Annotated in this window: 14 protein-coding genes; 4 read left to right on the forward strand and 10 right to left on the reverse strand. The window is 72.7% G+C overall.

What is annotated here, in order from left to right; genetic code table 11:
* Window positions 1–18: 18 nt before the first annotated feature.
* Complete coding sequence (locus BH708_RS14260) at window positions 19–903, reverse strand: oxidoreductase (RefSeq protein WP_076809681.1); 885 nt, start codon at window positions 901–903, stop codon at window positions 19–21.
* A 62-nt stretch (window positions 904–965) separates the two neighbouring features.
* On the opposite strand from BH708_RS14260, the gene BH708_RS14265 reads away from it, so the two are divergent.
* Window positions 966–1,568, forward strand: coding sequence for a TetR/AcrR family transcriptional regulator (locus BH708_RS14265; protein ID WP_076811340.1), 603 nt, complete (start codon window positions 966–968; stop codon window positions 1,566–1,568).
* A 26-nt stretch (window positions 1,569–1,594) separates the two neighbouring features.
* Here BH708_RS14265 and BH708_RS14270 read toward each other — a convergent pair whose 3' ends face one another.
* From BH708_RS14270 to BH708_RS14285, 4 genes are all read right to left on the reverse strand, one after another.
* Complete coding sequence (locus tag BH708_RS14270; protein WP_076809683.1) at window positions 1,595–2,656, reverse strand: sugar kinase; 1,062 nt, start codon at window positions 2,654–2,656, stop codon at window positions 1,595–1,597.
* Window positions 2,653–3,306: a bifunctional 4-hydroxy-2-oxoglutarate aldolase/2-dehydro-3-deoxy-phosphogluconate aldolase gene (locus BH708_RS14275; protein ID WP_076809685.1), complete on the reverse strand. Its 654-nt coding sequence runs from the start codon at window positions 3,304–3,306 to the stop codon at window positions 2,653–2,655. Before BH708_RS14275 ends, BH708_RS14270 begins: the two co-directional genes overlap by 4 nt.
* Before the next feature lie 128 nt (window positions 3,307–3,434).
* Window positions 3,435–4,439: an L-idonate 5-dehydrogenase gene (locus tag BH708_RS14280; RefSeq protein WP_076809687.1), complete on the reverse strand. Its 1,005-nt coding sequence runs from the start codon at window positions 4,437–4,439 to the stop codon at window positions 3,435–3,437.
* Window positions 4,439–5,962 carry a mannitol dehydrogenase family protein gene (locus BH708_RS14285; protein ID WP_076811341.1) on the reverse strand — a complete coding sequence of 508 codons (1,524 nt, stop codon included), beginning with the start codon at window positions 5,960–5,962 and terminating at the stop codon, window positions 4,439–4,441. Before BH708_RS14285 ends, BH708_RS14280 begins: the two co-directional genes overlap by 1 nt.
* A 721-nt stretch (window positions 5,963–6,683) precedes the next feature.
* Here BH708_RS14285 and BH708_RS14290 point away from each other — a divergent pair.
* Window positions 6,684–8,093: a GntP family permease gene (locus BH708_RS14290; RefSeq protein ID WP_076809689.1), complete on the forward strand. Its 1,410-nt coding sequence runs from the start codon at window positions 6,684–6,686 to the stop codon at window positions 8,091–8,093.
* A gap of 124 nt (window positions 8,094–8,217) precedes the next feature.
* Here BH708_RS14290 and BH708_RS14295 read toward each other — a convergent pair whose 3' ends face one another.
* On the reverse strand, window positions 8,218–9,306 hold the full coding sequence (locus tag BH708_RS14295) for a Gfo/Idh/MocA family protein (RefSeq protein ID WP_076809690.1): 1,089 nt from the start codon (window positions 9,304–9,306) through the stop codon (window positions 8,218–8,220).
* Window positions 9,307–9,683: 377 nt separating this feature from the next.
* On the opposite strand from BH708_RS14295, the gene BH708_RS14300 reads away from it, so the two are divergent.
* Together BH708_RS14300 and BH708_RS14305 are read left to right on the forward strand one after the other, a co-directional pair.
* Entirely contained in the window at window positions 9,684–10,349 is a 666-nt protein-coding gene (locus tag BH708_RS14300) for a maleylpyruvate isomerase N-terminal domain-containing protein (RefSeq protein ID WP_076809691.1), read from the forward strand.
* Between the two features lie 234 nt (window positions 10,350–10,583).
* Window positions 10,584–12,155, forward strand: a complete 1,572-nt coding sequence (locus tag BH708_RS14305; protein ID WP_076809693.1) for an aspartate:alanine exchanger family transporter — start codon at window positions 10,584–10,586, stop codon at window positions 12,153–12,155.
* A 98-nt stretch (window positions 12,156–12,253) separates the two neighbouring features.
* On the opposite strand, the gene BH708_RS14310 is transcribed toward BH708_RS14305, so the two are convergent.
* The 4 genes from BH708_RS14310 to BH708_RS14325 all read right to left on the reverse strand — a co-directional run bounded on the left by BH708_RS14310 (window position 12,254) and on the right by BH708_RS14325 (window position 16,374).
* Window positions 12,254–13,333 carry a Gfo/Idh/MocA family protein gene (locus BH708_RS14310; RefSeq protein WP_076809694.1) on the reverse strand — a complete coding sequence of 360 codons (1,080 nt, stop codon included), beginning with the start codon at window positions 13,331–13,333 and terminating at the stop codon, window positions 12,254–12,256.
* Complete coding sequence (locus BH708_RS14315) at window positions 13,330–14,160, reverse strand: ThuA domain-containing protein (protein WP_076809695.1); 831 nt, start codon at window positions 14,158–14,160, stop codon at window positions 13,330–13,332. Before BH708_RS14315 ends, BH708_RS14310 begins: the two co-directional genes overlap by 4 nt.
* Window positions 14,157–15,422 (reverse strand): Gfo/Idh/MocA family protein, encoded by a 1,266-nt coding sequence (locus BH708_RS14320; protein ID WP_083713955.1) that lies wholly within the window; start codon window positions 15,420–15,422, stop codon window positions 14,157–14,159. The genes BH708_RS14315 and BH708_RS14320 overlap by 4 nt, the downstream gene beginning before the upstream one ends.
* A gap of 139 nt (window positions 15,423–15,561) precedes the next feature.
* Window positions 15,562–16,374: a carbohydrate ABC transporter permease gene (locus BH708_RS14325; RefSeq protein WP_076809696.1), complete on the reverse strand. Its 813-nt coding sequence runs from the start codon at window positions 16,372–16,374 to the stop codon at window positions 15,562–15,564.
* Window position 16,375: the final 1 nt, after the last annotated feature.

Raw genomic sequence — 16,375 nt, forward strand, 5'->3', positions numbered from 1 at the left:
CCACTCCCGGTCAGCGGATCACGGGACCAACGCGTCCCGAGGGAAGCTCACCGCGGTGAGCTGCTCGGAGGCGGTCCACAGACGGCGCGCCATGGCAGTGTCCCGCGCTCGTCGGGAGCGTCGCGCGAGGGCGGGAGCCCCCTGCCATTCCAGGAACCCACCAGGGCCGATATAGGTGTCTCCCGGCAGATCGACGGTGGCGGCCACCAGGGCGGGCTGCGCGCCCATCTCCTCGGGCTGCGCCAGGCGCATGCTGAGCCGCTCGATCCGGGTCAGGCGCTGTCCGCGGCTCAGCAGCTGAGTGGCGGAGACGCCCGGATGGGCGGCCAGAGCGCGCACCGTCGATCCGGTCGCGGTGAGCCGGCGCTGGAGCTCGCTGGTGAACAGCAGGTTGGCGAGCTTGGACTGGGTGTACGCGGTCAGGGGTCGGTATCTGCGGCGCTCCCAGCCGAGGTCCTCCGGCACGATCCTCCCGGACCGGTGGCCGAGCGAGGAGATGGTGACGACCCGGTCCCGGAGCCGGGGGAGCAGCCGGGCGGTCAGGGCGAAGTGGCCGAGGTGATTGGTGCCGAACTGCAGCTCGAATCCGTCCGCGGTGCGACCCAGCGGAGGGACCATCACCCCCGCGTTGTTGATGAGCACGTCGACGGGGCCGTCGAGCTCCTCGGCGAAGGTGCGGACCGAGGAGAGGTCCGCCAGGTCGAGTCGTCGCACCTCGACGTCCCCGGGCATGGTCGCGGCGGCATCCCTGCCCTTCTGGACGGACCGGACGGCGAGGACGACGTGGGCGTCGGCGGCGGCGAGGGAGCGGGCGACGATGCGGCCGATGCCGCTGTTGGCGCCGGTGATGACGACGGTGCGGCCGGCGAGGCGGGACGGTGCGGGGCGGAGCGTCGGTGACATGGCGCAAAAGTAGACAGTGACAACACATGTTGTCAAGAGCAACATCGCCTAGCATGGCGGTCATGCCAGCATCCGGGGAGGGTTCCTACCATCACGGTCGATTGCGGGAGGCCCTGCTCGAGGCGGCCGAGCGCACCGTGCGCGAGCAGGGGCCGGACCAGCTCTCCCTGCGTGAGCTCGCGCGGGAGACCGGCGTCAGCCACGCCGCCCCGCGCCGGCACTTCGCGGACAGGCAGGCTCTGCTCGACGCCCTCGCCGTCGTCGGATTCGAGCGCCTCCACGCCGAGCTGCGCGACGGGCCGGCCGCCGATCCGGACGGCGGCTTCGCGGCGCGGCTCGAGGCCGCGGTGCAGACCTGCCTCCGTTTCGCCACACGCGACGCGGCACTGCTCGAGCTGATGTTCGCCGGCAAGCATCGTCCCGGGGCCGACGACGTCCGAGCCGCCGCGGAGCGCACCTTCGGTCTGCTGGATCAGCTGATCCACGAGGGGGAGCGGACCGGGGATCTGGAAGCCGGCAGCGCGACGGACGTGGGCACGGTCCTGTTCGCCACGCTCCTGGGCCTCGCCGCCCTCGCGAACACGGGCATGACCACGCAGGAGGAGCTGGAACGGCTGACCGCACGGGCCATGGCGCTGATCCTGCGCGGCGCGCGCCCCCGCTGAGGGCGTCCCTCCGGGGGCCGGCGGGCTCAGCGGCTGACGGGGTCCGCGGCGCCGCCGCCGAGCAGGGCGTCGAGGTCCGCCGGTCGCGGCGCTCCCTCCCAGTCCCCGGGAGTGGTGCAGGCCAGGGCCCCGCAGGCGTTCGCCCGCGCCAGACGCGCCGGCACGTCGAGCCCGTCGAGCTGGGCGCTGAGGTAGCCGGCGACGAAGGCATCGCCCGCCCCGACGGTGTCGACCACGGCGACCCGGTGCCCGGGCGCCTCGACGATCTCGCCCCCTGTCGGCACGGCTGCGCCGCCGGCGAGCGAGGCGTGGCCGCCGACCGGCACGGCTGCGCCGGCCACGGCGGCCCCGCCGTCGGCGCCGAGCTTGGCGACCACCTGGCGACCGTCGACCGCGAGGGCCCGCAGAAGGCCGCGATGGTCGTCCTCGGCGACGCCGGGGGCGAGGATCGACAGCTCCTCCGGACCGCCGAAGAGGATGTCCACGCGCTCGAGGATCTCCCCCAGCAGCTCGGCGAGGTGCTCGCGTGAGCCCAGGCGGGAGCGGTAGTTCACGTCGAGGCTGACCAGTGTCCCGGCGGCCGCGGCGCGCTGGACGGCGGCGACGTTGGTGGCGTGGGCGGTGGGCGACAGCAGCGGGGTGATGCCGCTGAGATGCAGGACGTCCGCCTGTTCGATGAGCCCCGTGGGCAGGTCGCCCGCGGTGAGCGCGGAGGCGGCCGAGCCGGCCCGGTAGTAGTCGACCCGGGTGGTGGTCCCGGTGGGGCGGGACTTGATCATCAGGCCCGTCGGCCGTGTCGGATCGATCGCGCAGTGCACCTCGACCCCCTCGGCGCGGATCTCCCGCGTCACGCGCGTGCCCAGCGGATCATCGCCCACCCGGCTCACCCAGGCCACGGGCACGTCCAGGCGCCGCAGCCCGATGGCGAGGTTCGACTCGGCGCCGCCCAGGGAGATGTCCACCGAGGGCAGATGGGCGAGGGAGCCGACGGTGCCGCTGCGCATCATCGCCATGGTCTCGCCGATCGCGACCACCCGCGGGCCGGGGCCGATGGTGGTCGCGCCGGCGACTGCGGACTCGGTGCTCATGCGCCGGCTTCCCGGGTGGTCACGCCCACGAACTGCGCGGCGCGGTCGGCCAGGGCCTCGAGGTCTCCGCCCGTGAGGGCGTCGCCGAGCAGCGGGCCGCCGACGGAGACTGCATCGGCCCCGGCCTGCAGCCAGGCCGCGGCCGCCTGCAGGTCCACGCCCCCGGAGGGGATGACCCGGATGCCGGGGAAGGGCCCGCGGAGGTCCTTGACGTAGCCGGGCCCGACGACGCTCGCCGGGAACACCTTGACCGCCGCCGCCCCCGCGACCCAGCCGGCGTGCAGCTCGCTCGGCGTGAGGCCGCCGGGGACGATCGCGATGCCGGTCTCGGCGGCCGCCTCGAGCAGGTCGGCGCGGGTGATCGGGGTGACGATGTAGTGCGCGCCGTGGGTGGCGGCGGTGCGGAGGTCCTCGGGGTCGGTGACGGTGCCGATGCCGATGTCGAGCTGCTCGCCGAACCGCTCCAGCAGGCCCGGCAGCTCCTCGAGGGTGCCGGGGGTGGACAGGGTGAGCTCCACGGAGCGGATCCCGGCGCCGGCGAGGGTCTCGAGCACGGGGGCGTACTGGTCGGCGCGTTCGCCGCGGATCACGACGATCAGCCGCGCAGCGGCCGTGCGTTCGGGGAGGGAGGGGCGGTCAGTGCTGGTCATGACGATCTCCTGGTCAGGTAGCGGGGGGGGGGGAGGGTCACGGGGGAACGAGTGTGCCGCAGTGCGGTATGCCGGGCGACGGTGCCGGGTCGGGAGGGTCGACGCGCACGCCGTCGGCCCTCCGATTCTCACAGCTCCAGCAGCACCTTGGCGGAGCGGGAGGCGTCCTTCGCGGTCGCGAACGCCTCGACCGCGTCGGCGGCCGGGAGGGACTGGGTGACCACCGCATCGAAGCGGGCGTCGGACGCCAGCACCTCGATGGCCTCCTCGATCTCGGTGTCGAAGCGCTGGGTGCCGCGCAGCTGGACCTCCTTGGCCACCAGCGCGGCGAGGTTCACGGGGATGTCCGTGTTCGGCAGGATCGCGACCTGCACGATGATCCCCGCGGGGCGCACGGCGCGCACCCCGGACGACAGCGAGACCGGGGCCGCGGAGCACTCGAGCACCACGTCGTAGGTGTTCTCCTGCGGGGACTCGTCGGGAACCTGGAAGGTGGTGGTGGCACCGAGGGCCGTCGCACGCTCGAGCGGCTCGGGGCGCACATCGGTCACATCGACGGAGGCGGCCCCGCGGTGCAGGAGCGCGGCCACGGCCAGCAGACCGATCGGGCCCGATCCCAGGACCAGGCACTTCTTTCCCGTCACGTCGCCTGCGATGCTCACGGCGTGCAGCGCCACAGCGAGCGGTTCGGCCAGCGCCCCGCGGCGCAGCGGCAGCGATTCCGGCAGGCGACGGAGGTTCGCGCGGTCGATCACCATGAACTCGGCGGCGGCCCCCTGACGGTGCGGGGTGACGCTCGCGCTGCCCAGGTAGTCGCCGCCGGGCCACAGGTGCGGGCGGTCCTCGATATCGGGGGCGCTGGTCCCGTAGCGCGCGGGGTGCACGGTCACCGGGGTGCCGGGGGCGAACTCGCCGCGGGGGTCGAGATCGACCACGGCCGAGAGCTCGTGGCCCGGGACCAGCGGCTCGGTGATCACGAACGCCCCGTTCGCGCCCTGGAAGTAGTAGTGCAGGTCGGAGCCGCAGATCCCGACGTACGCGATGCGCAGGCGCACCTCGTCCCCGGTCGGCTCGACGTCCGGAGCCTCCTCCCAGCGGATGTCCTCGGCAGCGTGGATGGTCAGGGCCTTCATCAGCGGTTCTCCTTCAAGGATGCGGCGAGGGCGTCGGCGGCCGCGGCGCGCGGTCCCGATGTGACGATGGTGGTGAGCAGCTCGCCGACGGCGACGACGAAGTCCTCGCGCTCGGCCAGCCGCTCGGACAGGCACCCGCTCTCGAGCAGGGCCCGGGCGTGCTCGGCGGGCGTGGTGGCGCGCGCCGTGATCTCCTGCAGGCGCGTCCGGTCGGGATCGGTCATCGCCCGGGCCTGCTCGCCGGGCTCGAAGCCGCGGGGCGGGACGACGCAGGCGAACCAGGCGGCGACGGTGAGCGCGAGCAGGGCCGGCATCCGCCCTTCCTCCAGATGGAACAGGGCCGGGGCGGGGATCCGCTGCGGCAGCCGCATCGACCCGTCGGACCCCACCTGACGGGTGCGATGGCCGAGGTCGTGGTTGTGCCAGCGGTGCGTGAGGTCCTCGATGTACTCCTCGACGTCCAGGCCCGAGGGCAGGTCGATCGTGGGCAGGTTCTCGCCGCGGATCAGCGCCAGGGTGGACTCCGCGATCCAGTCCTGCTCGAAGGAGGCGGGGATCGTGGCGCGGCCGTCGAGCGCCCCGAGGTAGGCGATCAGGGAGTGGGGCCCGTTGAGGATCCGCAGCTTGACCTGTTCGTACTTCGCGACCTCCGAGGCCTCGTCGGACATGATCGCGCCGCCCAGGTCCCAGGCGGGACGGCCCGCGGGGAAATGGTCCTCGATCACCCACATGGAGAACTGCTCGGCGCGCACCGGGGCGTCGTCGCGCACCCCCAGCAGCTCGGCGACCTGGTCGGTGGTGCCGGGCGTGGTGGCCGGGACGATGCGGTCGACCATCGCGTCGGGGAAGGCGACCTGCTCGCGCACGTAGGACAGCACGTCCTCGGCGGCGCCGGAGTGCTCGAGGAACTCGGTGACCATGCGCCGGGCGGTCCGCCCGGCGGAGGAGACGTTGTCGCAGGGCAGCACGGTGAACGGGTCGCCGCTGGTCGAGCGCTCGGTGAGGCCGCGGGCGAGCAGGCCGATCACGCTGTGGGGGGTCGTCGGATCCGAGAGGTCCGCGCGGATCGCGGGGGAGTCGACGTCGAGGTGCCCGGTGCGCGGGGAGACGGAGTACCCGCCCTCGGAGACGGTGAGGGTGAGGATCCGGCGCGCGGCGGTCGTGATCTCGCGCACGACGGCGCGGGGGTCCTCGGCCATCACGCCGAACCCGCGGTGCACGTCGACCACGTCGGCCCGGGTGCCGGTGTCCGCCAGCTCGAGCACGCTGTACAGGCCGTCCTGTCTGCGCATCGGGTCGGTCACGGAGCGGGAGCGGTTCGCGAAGCCGACGATGCCCCAGTCGCCCTCCTCGGCCGCGAGCGCCCGGGCGGTGTGCACCGCGGCATGGGCGCGGTGGAAGGCGCCGAGCCCGAGGTGGATGATGCCGGCGCGGGCGGGGTCGCGCGGAGCGGCGGCGCCGAGCAGCGGGAGGCTGTCGAGGCGTGTGCGGCCGAGGGCGGGGACGGAGCCGGAAGACGACACGTGGACCTCCTGGTCGATGCCCGGTCGCACGGTGGTGCGCGCGTCAGCGGTGCGCACCGGACACCTGACGAGCCTATTTTGCGATTCGGAACACTAGTTTTGTGGACCGTAACAGCGTATCAAGGCGGTGGGGGAATCCTCGATGCGGTCCACGGTAGGCGGTTCGGGGCGAGGGCGGCGCCCGGCGGGCTCCCGGGGCCCCTGAGTTCCGAGTCACGCCGCGAGGGTGGCCAGGTCGAGCGGGTGTGATCGCGAGCGCTGGAGCGACACGCACCGTGGGCGCTGCCGGTTCCACTGATCCGGCCCGCTGCTGAAGCGCATCGGTGGAATCGATGAGCGTGTTGCGGAGACCCGGGCGTGAGGGCGGCGACCCCGGCCCGCCCCGGCGGCCTCCGGCCGGCCCGCCCCGGCGACCCCGGCCCGCCCCGGCGGCCTCCGGCCGGCCCGTCGGCGGCGTCCGCCCGGCCCCCGGGGGCGACGGGGCGGCGCCGAGAGGCTGAATGAGTCCTCGCCGGTGCGAACCGGTACCGTGCCCCGCTGGTGGTCCCGCTCGGAGGGTGCCGTGGTCGCGCCCGACGGGGCCCGTGCCCGTCGCCCCGCCGCGCGGACGATTCCGCCGAAGGCCCGTGCGCCGCGGGCCGCACTGACCCCGGCGTCACCTCGAACCGACGGTGCGGCCGACTTCGGCGGCCCCGCCCCATCCCGACGAAAGCGAGCAGACATGGACTGGATACAAGAGACCGGATGGGAGAGCTGGCTCGGTGCCGGCGGGCTGATCGCCGTGGCCGTCGCGGCCGTGGCCGCGCTGCTGGTCATGGTGATCAAGCTCAAGATCCACGCGTTCCTCGCCCTGATCCTCGTCAGCCTGTTCACCGCTGTGGCCGCGGGGATCCCGGCCGGGCAGGTGGTGCCGACCATGATCTGGGGCTTCGGGGACACGCTCTCCAGCGTCGCCCTGCTGGTCGCGATCGGCGCGATGCTCGGGGCGATGGTCGAGACCTCCGGCGGCGCGCGGGCGCTCGCGGAATGGATGATCCGACTGTTCGGGGAGAAACGCGCTCCCTTCGCGCTGGGCGTGTCCGCCCTGTTCATCGGCTTCCCGATCTTCATGGACGCCGCATTCGTGCTGATGGTCCCCATCATCTATGCCGTGGCCCGGCGGCTGGGCGGGAACCTGCTCGCCTTCGGCATCCCGGTCGCCGCGGCCCTGTCCGTCATGCACGTGTACCTGCCGCCCCATCCCGGGCCGGTCGCCGCCACCACGTTCCTCGAGGCGAACCTCGGGTACGTGATGATCCTCGGCCTGCTGCTGGCCTTCCCGACCTGGTTCATCTCCGGCCACCTGTGGGGCATGTTCGTCTCCCGGCGCCACCGCATCAACGTGCCGGACACGGCCTTCGCCGGGCTCACCGGCGACGAGGAGGAGGTGACGAACCCTCCCGGCCCTGCGACCGTCCTGCTGATCCTGATCCTGCCGCTGATCCTGATCCTGCTCAATACCGGGTTCGACGCCCTCGGGAGCATCGGCGCCGTCGACCCGGACTCGGCGATCGTGCAGGTGATGCGGATGGTCGGGGAGACCCCCATCGCCCTGCTGATCACGGTGCTGTTCACCGTCATCGTGCTCGGTTTCCGACGCGGCAAGAGCGGCACCACCATCGAGAAGACGATGGACAACGCCCTCGGCCCGGTCTGCGCGGTCATCCTGATCACCGGCGCCGGCGGCATGTTCGGTGGCGTGCTGCAGGCCACCGGCATCGGCGACGCGCTCGCGGACTCGCTGGCGAGCATCGGCATCCCCCTGATCCTCGCCGGCTACCTCATCGCCGTGGCGCTGCGCCTGGCCCAGGGCTCAGCCACCGTCGCTCTGACCACCTCCGCCGCCCTGATCGCCCCCGGCATCATCGGCGGCGACTTCAGCGGGATCGAGACGGCCTGCATGGTGCTGGCACTGGCGGCGGGCTCGGTGTTCGCCGGGCACGTCAACGACTCGGGCTTCTGGCTCGTCGGCCGACTGCTGGACATGGACGTGAAGACCACCCTGCGGGTGTGGACCGTCCAGCAGGCGATCGAGTCCGTGGTCGCCTTCGCGATCGTGCTGGCCGTTTACGGGGTGGTCAATCTGTTCTGATCGCCCCGGGCCGCCGCGCCGACGAGCCGGGCCGCCGCACCACCCTCGAGCCGGCCCTCCCCGCGACGGGCCGGGGCCCGGGCGCCGTCGTGCCCCGGGCCCCGGCCGCACGTCGTCGCAGCTCTCAGCGTGCGGGGGCGCGCAGCACGCGGGCCTGCTGCTGGGCCGTCAGCGCCAGTTCGACGGCCTTGAAGGCGTGATCCTGGGTCATGGCGTTCTCGGTGCGGTGCAGCACGTCCAGGACGAGTTCGCCGAAGAACGGGTAGCCGACCTTCCCGGTGGCGTCGATGCGGTGCTCTCCCTCGGCGTCGACCAGGATGACCTGGCCGCCGCCGTTGTCGGTGGTGACGTCGACGTACTTGCGCAGCTCCATGTACCCCTCGGTGCCGAGGATGAAGGTGCGGCCATCGCCCCAGGTCCGCAGCCCGGCAGGGGTGAACCAGTCCACTCGCACGAAGCCGCTCGCCCCGGAGGACAGGGCGATGTGGGCGTCGCCGTAGTCGTCGAGCTCGGGGTGTTCGGCGTGGCCGAAGTTGCCGATGGAGCTGGAGAGGATCTCGGCGTCGTCCGAGCCGGTGAAGGTGAGCATCTGCTCGAAGTTGTGGCTGCCGATGTCGGTGAGGATCCCGCCGTAGCGGGCGCGCTCGAAGAACCAGTCGGGGCGAGTGGACGGATCGCCCATCCGGTGGGGGCCCATGCCCTGGACCTGGATCACCTCACCGATCGCACCGCGGTCGATGTACTGCCCGGCCAGCACGGCGGCCTCCACGTGGAGGCGCTCGGAGTAGTAGACCATGTACTTCTTGCCGGTGCGCTGCACGGCGGCCCGGGCCTCGGCGAGCTGGTCGAGGGTGGTCAGCGGGGTCTTGTCGGTGAAGTAGTCCTTACCGGCCTCCATCACGCGGATTCCCAGCGGGGCGCGGTCGGCGGGCACCGCGGCGGCGGCGACCAGCAGCACCTGCTCGTCGGCGAAGATCTCCTCCTCGCTGCCGGCGATCCTCACCTCCGGGAACTGTTCGGCGAAGGCCTGGGCGCGCTCGGGCTGGGGGTCGTAGACCCACTTCGGAGTGCCGCCGGCGCCGATCAGCCCCTGCGTCATCCCATGGATGTGGCCGTGGTCGAGATGCATGACGGCGAAGACGAACTCGCCGGGCTCGACGACCGGCTTCGGCATCGCGGCGGGGGCGTAGTTGGCTCCTTCGGAGACAGCCATGGGGGTCCTTTCGACGGTGATCGGTGGTGATCAGGATTCTGCGTGACGGGGCCGGGCGGGGGGAGGGCCGACCAGAAGACGAGCGGAGACGCCGACGAGCCGGGGAACGGTCGGTGGGACGGGGTGGGGCAACCGGCCGCATCGTCGCGGGTGGGCACTCGGGCCGCAGAGGGCCGTCCCAGGAGTGTCCTGCACCACTCGCTCGGGGGCAGTGAGGTGCCGGATGTTGCCAGGGGCCTGGGGCCTGGGGTCGGGGCCGAGGACCACGGGCCGGGGTGGACGGGCACCACAGGTGGAACGGCGCCGGCACGAGCTGTCCGCGCCGCAGACGACCCGTGCGGGGCGGACCCGGGTCCCCGCCTTGCTAGCGTGCAGGCGTGGCCCTCTTCTCCCGCTCCCTGACCGCGCTGCTCACCGCGGTCGCCGAGCTGCCCGATACGGCCTTCGCCCAGCCCTCCGGGTGTCGCGGCTGGCTGGTGCGGGACCTGGTGTGCCACCTGGTCATCGACGCCCAGGACGTGCTGATGACCCTCGCCACTCCGGCCGAGACCGCTCCCACCCACGACGCGCTCAGCTACTGGGCCCCGTCGTCCGCCATGCCGGACGGCACGGACCCCTATGACGCGCTCACCGTGCGCCTGGCCGGGGCCTATGAGGACCCGCGGCTGCTGCGCGACCATCTCGAGGACGTGGGCGGCGCGGCCGGCCGGGCCGCCCTGCTCGCCCACCCCGAGCTGCCGGTGAGCACCCAGGGAAAGACCCTCACGGTGCGGGACTACCTCGGCGCCTACGTGCTCGAGTGGACGCTGCACCACCTCGATCTGGTCGCGCACCTGTCGGCAGCCGCCGCTCCGCCGCACGAGGGGACGGCCGCCGCTCGGGAGATGCTCGAGCGCAGATTGCGGGTGAACCTGCCTGCGACCTGGGTCGACGCCGATGCGCTGGGGGTCGCCACGGGCAGACGGCCCGCGACCGGGGCCGAGCGCGCCGAGCTGGACGCCCTCGGCGTCCGCGGCCAGATGCTGCCGCTCTCGCTCGGCTGACCAGGCTCCGCGGACTCGGCTGACCGGGCTCCGCGGACTCGGCGGACCGGGCCCCGCGGACCAGGTGCTGCCGGCCTCTCGCCGGACCTCGCGACGTCCCGTCGTGACCTCGGACAACTCCCCGGGGCATGGCCCGTCGGCCCCGACTATCGTGGACGAGAACTCCACACCGCAGTGCCCGCGCTCGAGGCGCACCGGCCCGGTGCTCGGCTGCGGGCCCGGGAAAGGTTGATCGTGATCGAGGTCCTCGAGGGGAGCCCGCTGCTCACGCTGTTCCTGGTCGTCGCCACCGGGGCGGTGCTGGGCGCCGTCCCCTTCGGTCGCGTCCGCTTCGGCGCCGCCGGCGCGCTGTTCACCGGTCTCGCCCTCTCGGCCGTCGCACCCCACCTGGGCGCCGGCATGGACATCGTGCAGTCCCTCGGGCTCGCCCTGTTCGTCTACACCGTCGGGATCTCCGCCGGCGCCGCCTTCTTCGCCACCCTGAACCGGCAGCTGCCGCTGCTGGCCGCGGCGACGGTCAGCACCGTCCTGGCGGCGATCGCGACGATCGTGCTGGGGCATGTGCTGGGGATCGCCAGGGACCTGTCCCTGGGGCTGTTCACCGGCGCGCTGACCGCGGCACCCGCTCTGGATGCGGCCGGGCGCGTGACCGGGAACTCCGCGCCCTCGGTGGGCTACGCCTTCGGCTACCCGATCGGCGTGATCGTCGGGATCGTGCTGGTCTCCACGGTCGTCTCGCGCAGCTGGCCCGGCCGCAAGGACACCCCGTCCCTGGCCGGCACCGGCTTGACCTCCACGACCGTGCACGTGCTGCATCCGGTGAACCTGCGCGACGTCCCGCAATGGAGCCAGCAGCAGGTGCGCTTCTCCTACCTGCGCCGCGAGGGCACGGTGCGGGTGATCGTGCCGGGGGAGGACCTGCTGGCCGGCGACGAGGTGGTCGCCGTCGGCATGCCGGAAGCGGTCGAGGCGGTCACCCGGGATCTGGGCGAGCACAGCGACCAGCACATCGCGCACGACCGCTCGCTGGTGGAGTTCACGCGGCTGACCGTCTCCAACCCCGATCTGGCCTCGCGGTCGATCGCCGAGCTGAACCTGTCGGTCCGCTTCGGGGCCGTCGCGACCCGGGTGCGGCGCGGTGACCTCGAGCTGCTCGCCCGCGACGACCTGGTGCTGGAGCCCGGCGACCGCCTCGCCGTGGTCGTGGACCGCTCGCGGCTCGATGCCGTCCACGCCGTCCTCGGCGATTCCGACCGCAAGGCCAGCGAGCTCGACGTGCTCTCGCTCGGGCTCGGCCTGGTGCTCGGCTTCGCGCTCGGCCTGGTGACGGTGCCGATGCCGGGCGGCGGCAGCTTCTCCTTGGGGCCGGCGGCGGGCCCCCTCCTGGTGGGCATGGTCCTGGGCGCGCTGCGCCGCACCGGGCCCGTGGTGTGGGCCCTGCCGGGCAGCGCCAACACCACGCTGCGCCAGCTCGGCCTGCTGCTCTTCCTGGCCGGACTGGGCCTGACGGCAGGGCCCGACGTCGCCGCCGTGCTCACCTCCCCGACGGCCTGGCGCGCCGCCGTGCTGTCCGTGGCCGTCGCCGCGATCAGCTGCATCGCGATGCTGCTCGCCGCGCGGTGGGTGCTGGACCTGTCCGCCCCGCGGGCCGCCGGGGCCGTCGCCGGCTTCCTCGGCCAGCCCGCGGTGCTCGAGGCCGCCAACGCCAAGCGCGCCGACGAACGCATCGAGACGGCCTATGCCACCCTCTTCGCCTTCTCCATCGTGGTGAAGATCCTGCTGGTCCCGGTGATCTGGAACCTGTAGCGGGGGTACGCGGGCCCGGCCGGACGGGTGTCCGGGCGGCCGGGCGCGCCGCTGCCCCGCGCTCCGGCGGCCGAGGCGGCGTCGCGTCGCCGGTCAGATCAGACGGTGATGCGCACGTCATCCAGGGCGACCGCCGCAGGCCGCCGGACGGTGCTGGTGATCTCCTCACGAGATCCGCTGCGGGAGGACTCCAGAACCGCGTTCATCACCTCGAGCACGTGCTGTCCGAGCGCTCCGCCGGCCCGCAGCTCACTGCCGCGCACCGCCATGTCCTGCAGGCCGATGCCGCGGGACGCCTCCACGTAACCGGCGGCCACGGGCAGCGTCTCCCAGGCGTCACCGCCCAGTCGGCGGACCTCCACGTCCCCGTCGAACCGGTTCGGATCCGGCACCGCGAGCGTGCCCCCGGTGCCGTGGATCTCGATCGGGTGGATCGTGGTGGCGACCGCGTCGAAGCTCATGACCAGCGTGGACAGCACCCCGGACTCGTGCACCAGCACTCCGGTGACGTGGGTGTCGGTGCTGACCGGGATGGTCTCGCCCTCGCGTGGGCCGGAGCCGATGGTCCGCTCGCTGCGCAGACGGCTGGAGGCCCCGATCACCGCGGAGACCGGGCCCAGCAGCGTGACCAGGGCATGGATGTAGTACGGGCCCATGTCCAGCAGCGGGCCGCCGCCGGGGACGTAGTAGAAGTCCGGCTGCGGGTGCCAGCGCTCGTGCCCCGGGGTGACCATGGTGGCCATCGCCGCGATCGGGGTGCCGATGGTGCCGTCGTCGATCGCGGAGCGCGCCGTCTGGGTGCCGGTGCCCAGCACGGTGTCCGGGGCGCTACCGACGACCACGCCGGCCGCGGCGGCGGCCGCGAGCACCCGCTGCCCCTCCTCGGTGGTCACCGCGAACGGCTTCTCCGAGTAGACGTTCTTGCCGGCGGCGATCGCCCGCAGGTCCACGTCCGCGTGCGCGGCGGGGATGGTCAGGTTCAGGACCGTGTCCACCTCGGCGTCGACGATCAGCTCGTCGACGCTGAGCGCCCGCACCCCCTCGCGACCCTCGGCGGCGGCCTCCGCGCGCGCCCGGTCCAGGTCGGCGACCGCCACCAGCTGCACGTCGGGCAGCTGATCGAAGCTCGCCAGGTACTGCCGCGAGATGACTCCGCAGCCGATCATGCCGACCTTCATCGGGTCGCCCCCTTCGTGCTCTGCTCGCCGCGCCCGCCCTGGCCGGTCTGCCCGCCGTGGTCGCCGTAGGGCTGGTCGCTGCCGCGCGCGGCCCACAGCAGGCCCCGCTCGATGATCGTGCGGACGTTCTCGTCCTCGAGCACCTCGACACGGTGCCCCGGGGTGGACACGAAGATCCGCCCCTCGCCCCATTGCCGGGTCCAGACCGCCGGGGAGGTGATCTCGCGATGCCACGGGTCCCACTCGCGCACCTTCTGGGTGGTGGTCGCGAGCACGTCGACGTAGTCGTCGGACAGCACCCAGTACTGCTCGGTGACCAGGTCGAAGTCGCTGATGCCCCGGGTGATGGGGTGGTGGGACGCCGCCGGGAGCATGTTCACGGTGTACGGCACGTAGTTGTCGGCCTGCTCGCCCCGACGCTCCTCGGGATGCTTGCCCGGGTGGCAGCCGAACTGGCCGCCGATCAGGGTGAGGTAGTCGGACTCGTGGCGATAGGAGTCCGCGATGCCGCCGTGCCAGCCGGCCAGACCCGTGCCCGCCTCGACCGCCGCCCGGAGCCCCTCGAACTGGGGTCGCTCGATGCTGGACATGGTCACGCACTGGAGGATCAGGTCCACTGTGGCCATGTATTCGGCGTCGGCATAGATCGCGGGGGATTCCTCGACCCGCACCGTGAAGCCGTTCTTCTCGAGGAAGGGGATGAACATGTCGGTCGCCTCGACGGGCTGGTGCCCGTCCCAGCCTCCGCGCACGACGAGGGCGGTGCGGGGCGCGGGGTCCTCCTCGAGGAAGATCCGGGTCGAGGCGGTGGTCCGGGGGTCGGTCATCGGGTGTGCTCCTGCGTGGTGGGGGACTGGGAGGTGGTGGGGGCGCTGGTCGCCGCGGCGCCTGGGGCGCTCGGGTCGCCGGCCGGGGCATCGCCCGGGGCGTCCGCGGCCGCGGGGGGGACGTCCTGCCAGCGCGAGCCGTCGGCCGAACTGCCCTCGACGGCGGCCAGGACGCGCTGGACCTGCAGCGCCTCGTCGAACGACGGGGACGGGTCCGTGCCCTCGCCGATCGCCCGCACGAGGTCGGCGATCTCGTGGGTGAAGGTGTGCTCGTAGCCCAATCCGTGCCCGGTGGGCCACCACGCCGCCGCGTAGGGGTGCTCGGGCTCGGTGGTCAGCACGCGGGTGAAGCCCTGCCGGCCGCCGGGGGCGGTCGCGTCGTAGAGCTCCAGCTCGTTCATCCGCTCGAAGTCGAAGGCGATCGACCCCGCCGAGCCGTTGATCTCGACGCGCATCGCGTTCTTGCGGCCCTGCGCCATGCGGGTGGCCTCGAAGGATCCCAGCACGCCGCCGGCGAAGCGGGCGGTGAACAGGGCGAGGTCGTCGACCGTGACCTGCCCCCGTTCGCCGGAGACGTCTCCGGTGCCGCCGAGACCCTGGGCGGTCCCGGCCGCCGGGCGCGTCTCCACCACGGTCTCCAGCGTGCCCGCGACCGCGGCGATGTCCTGTCCGGTGATCCACTGGGTGAGGTCGATGATGTGGGCACCGATGTCGCCGAGCGCCCCGGAGCCGGCCGTGTCCTTGTCCAGGCGCCAGGTCATGGGGGCGTCGGCGTCGGAGAGCCAGTCCTGGAGGTACTGGGCGCGCACCTGCCGGATCTGCCCGACGAAGCCCTCGGCGACGAGCCGACGCGCGTAGGCCAGGGCGGGGGTGCGGCGGTAGGAGAACCCGCAGATCGACCGTACCCCGCGGGAGCGGGCCTCGGCCGCTGCGGAGGCCATCCGCTCGGACTCCTGGACGGAGTTCGCCAGCGGCTTCTCGCACAGCACGTGCTTGCCGGCCGCGAGGGCGGCCAGGGCGATCTCCGCGTGGGTGTCCCCGGGGGTGCAGATGTCGATCACGTCGATCTCGGGGTCCTCGACGAGATCCTGCCAGCGGGTGGTGGTCCGCGCGAAGCCGTAGCGCTCGGCGGCCGCGGCCAGCGAGCTCTCGGTGCGCCCGGCGAGGGTGGACAGCACCGGGGTGAGCGGCAGGTCGAAGAAGCGGTGGGCGGTGCGCCAGGCGTGCGAGTGGGCGGCGCCCATGAAGCCGTAGCCGACCATGCCGATGCGCAGCGGTCGGGTGGAGGTGGAAGGGGTGGTCACTGCAGGTCTCACGGCTCCTCGGGAGATGAACGGTGGAGGGCGGCGGCGGCCGACGGGAACGTTCCCGTGAGCCGCCGCTGTCCATGCTATGCGGTGGTCACTTGCCGGCGCCGGCGGTCATGCCGCTGACCAGGTATCGGCGGCCGACCGCGTACAGGATCACGATCGGGATCGACGACAGGGTCACGGCGGCCATCACGACCGGGATGTTCGTGGCGTACTCGCCCTGGAAGGACCACAATGCCAAAGGGAGGGTCCTCTTGTCCGGGCTCTGCGTCAGGATCAGCGGGAACAGGAACCCGTTCCAGGACAGCAGCGCCTGGTAGACGGCGACGGTGACGAGCGCCGGGCTGGTCATCGGCAGGGCGAGTCGCCACATCTTCTGCCACTCGGTGCATCCGTCGATGTCCATCGCCTCGAACAGCTCCTTGGGCACGTCACGCATCGAGTTGGCGATGATGAGGATGCTCAGCGGGAGGCCGAAGGCGATCCCCGGGAGCATCAGCGCCGCCAGCGAGTCGTACATGTGCAGGCGGATGATGATCAGGTAGATGGGGACGATGGTGGCCTGCACCGGGATCGCGAGCCCCAGCAGGAACAGGTTGCGCACCGGAGTGAAGAGGCGCCGATGGCCGCGGACGATCGAGTACGAGGCCATGAAGGACATGATCACCATCGGGACCACGGTGCCGACGGCGACGACCACGCTGTTGACGAGGTACATCCCGAAGTCCGCTTCGAGGACCGCGATGAAGTTCTCGATGACGGGCGGGATGGCCGGGACCACGGGGTTCGAGCCGAAGTAGGCGGCCATCGACTTGAAGCTGGTGATCAGCACGAAGTAGATGGGCAGCAGTACGACGAGCAGCCAGAGCCAGCCGAGGGTGCCTCCGAGCCAGTTCCTCTTCATG

Source organism: Brachybacterium sp. P6-10-X1 (genome assembly GCF_001969445.1).
In the GTDB taxonomy this organism is placed as follows: Bacteria; Actinomycetota; Actinomycetes; order Actinomycetales; family Dermabacteraceae; genus Brachybacterium.

Excerpts from the sequence above, each read along its gene's own strand:
- BH708_RS14260 (WP_076809681.1), bottom strand. The coding sequence starts at position 903 with ATGTCACCGACGCTCCGCCCCGCACCGTCCCGCCTCGCCGGCCGCACC.
- BH708_RS14265 (WP_076811340.1), top strand. The coding sequence starts at position 966 with ATGCCAGCATCCGGGGAGGGTTCCTACCATCACGGTCGATTGCGGGAG.
- BH708_RS14270 (WP_076809683.1), bottom strand. The coding sequence starts at position 2,656 with ATGAGCACCGAGTCCGCAGTCGCCGGCGCGACCACCATCGGCCCCGGC.
- BH708_RS14275 (WP_076809685.1), bottom strand. The coding sequence starts at position 3,306 with ATGACCAGCACTGACCGCCCCTCCCTCCCCGAACGCACGGCCGCTGCG.
- BH708_RS14280 (WP_076809687.1), bottom strand. The coding sequence starts at position 4,439 with ATGAAGGCCCTGACCATCCACGCTGCCGAGGACATCCGCTGGGAGGAG.
- BH708_RS14290 (WP_076809689.1), top strand. The coding sequence starts at position 6,684 with ATGGACTGGATACAAGAGACCGGATGGGAGAGCTGGCTCGGTGCCGGC.
- BH708_RS14295 (WP_076809690.1), bottom strand. The coding sequence starts at position 9,306 with ATGGCTGTCTCCGAAGGAGCCAACTACGCCCCCGCCGCGATGCCGAAG.
- BH708_RS14310 (WP_076809694.1), bottom strand. The coding sequence starts at position 13,333 with ATGAAGGTCGGCATGATCGGCTGCGGAGTCATCTCGCGGCAGTACCTG.
- BH708_RS14315 (WP_076809695.1), bottom strand. The coding sequence starts at position 14,160 with ATGACCGACCCCCGGACCACCGCCTCGACCCGGATCTTCCTCGAGGAG.
- BH708_RS14320 (WP_083713955.1), bottom strand. The coding sequence starts at position 15,422 with ATGGTCGGCTACGGCTTCATGGGCGCCGCCCACTCGCACGCCTGGCGC.
- BH708_RS14325 (WP_076809696.1), bottom strand. The coding sequence starts at position 16,374 with ATGAAGAGGAACTGGCTCGGAGGCACCCTCGGCTGGCTCTGGCTGCTC.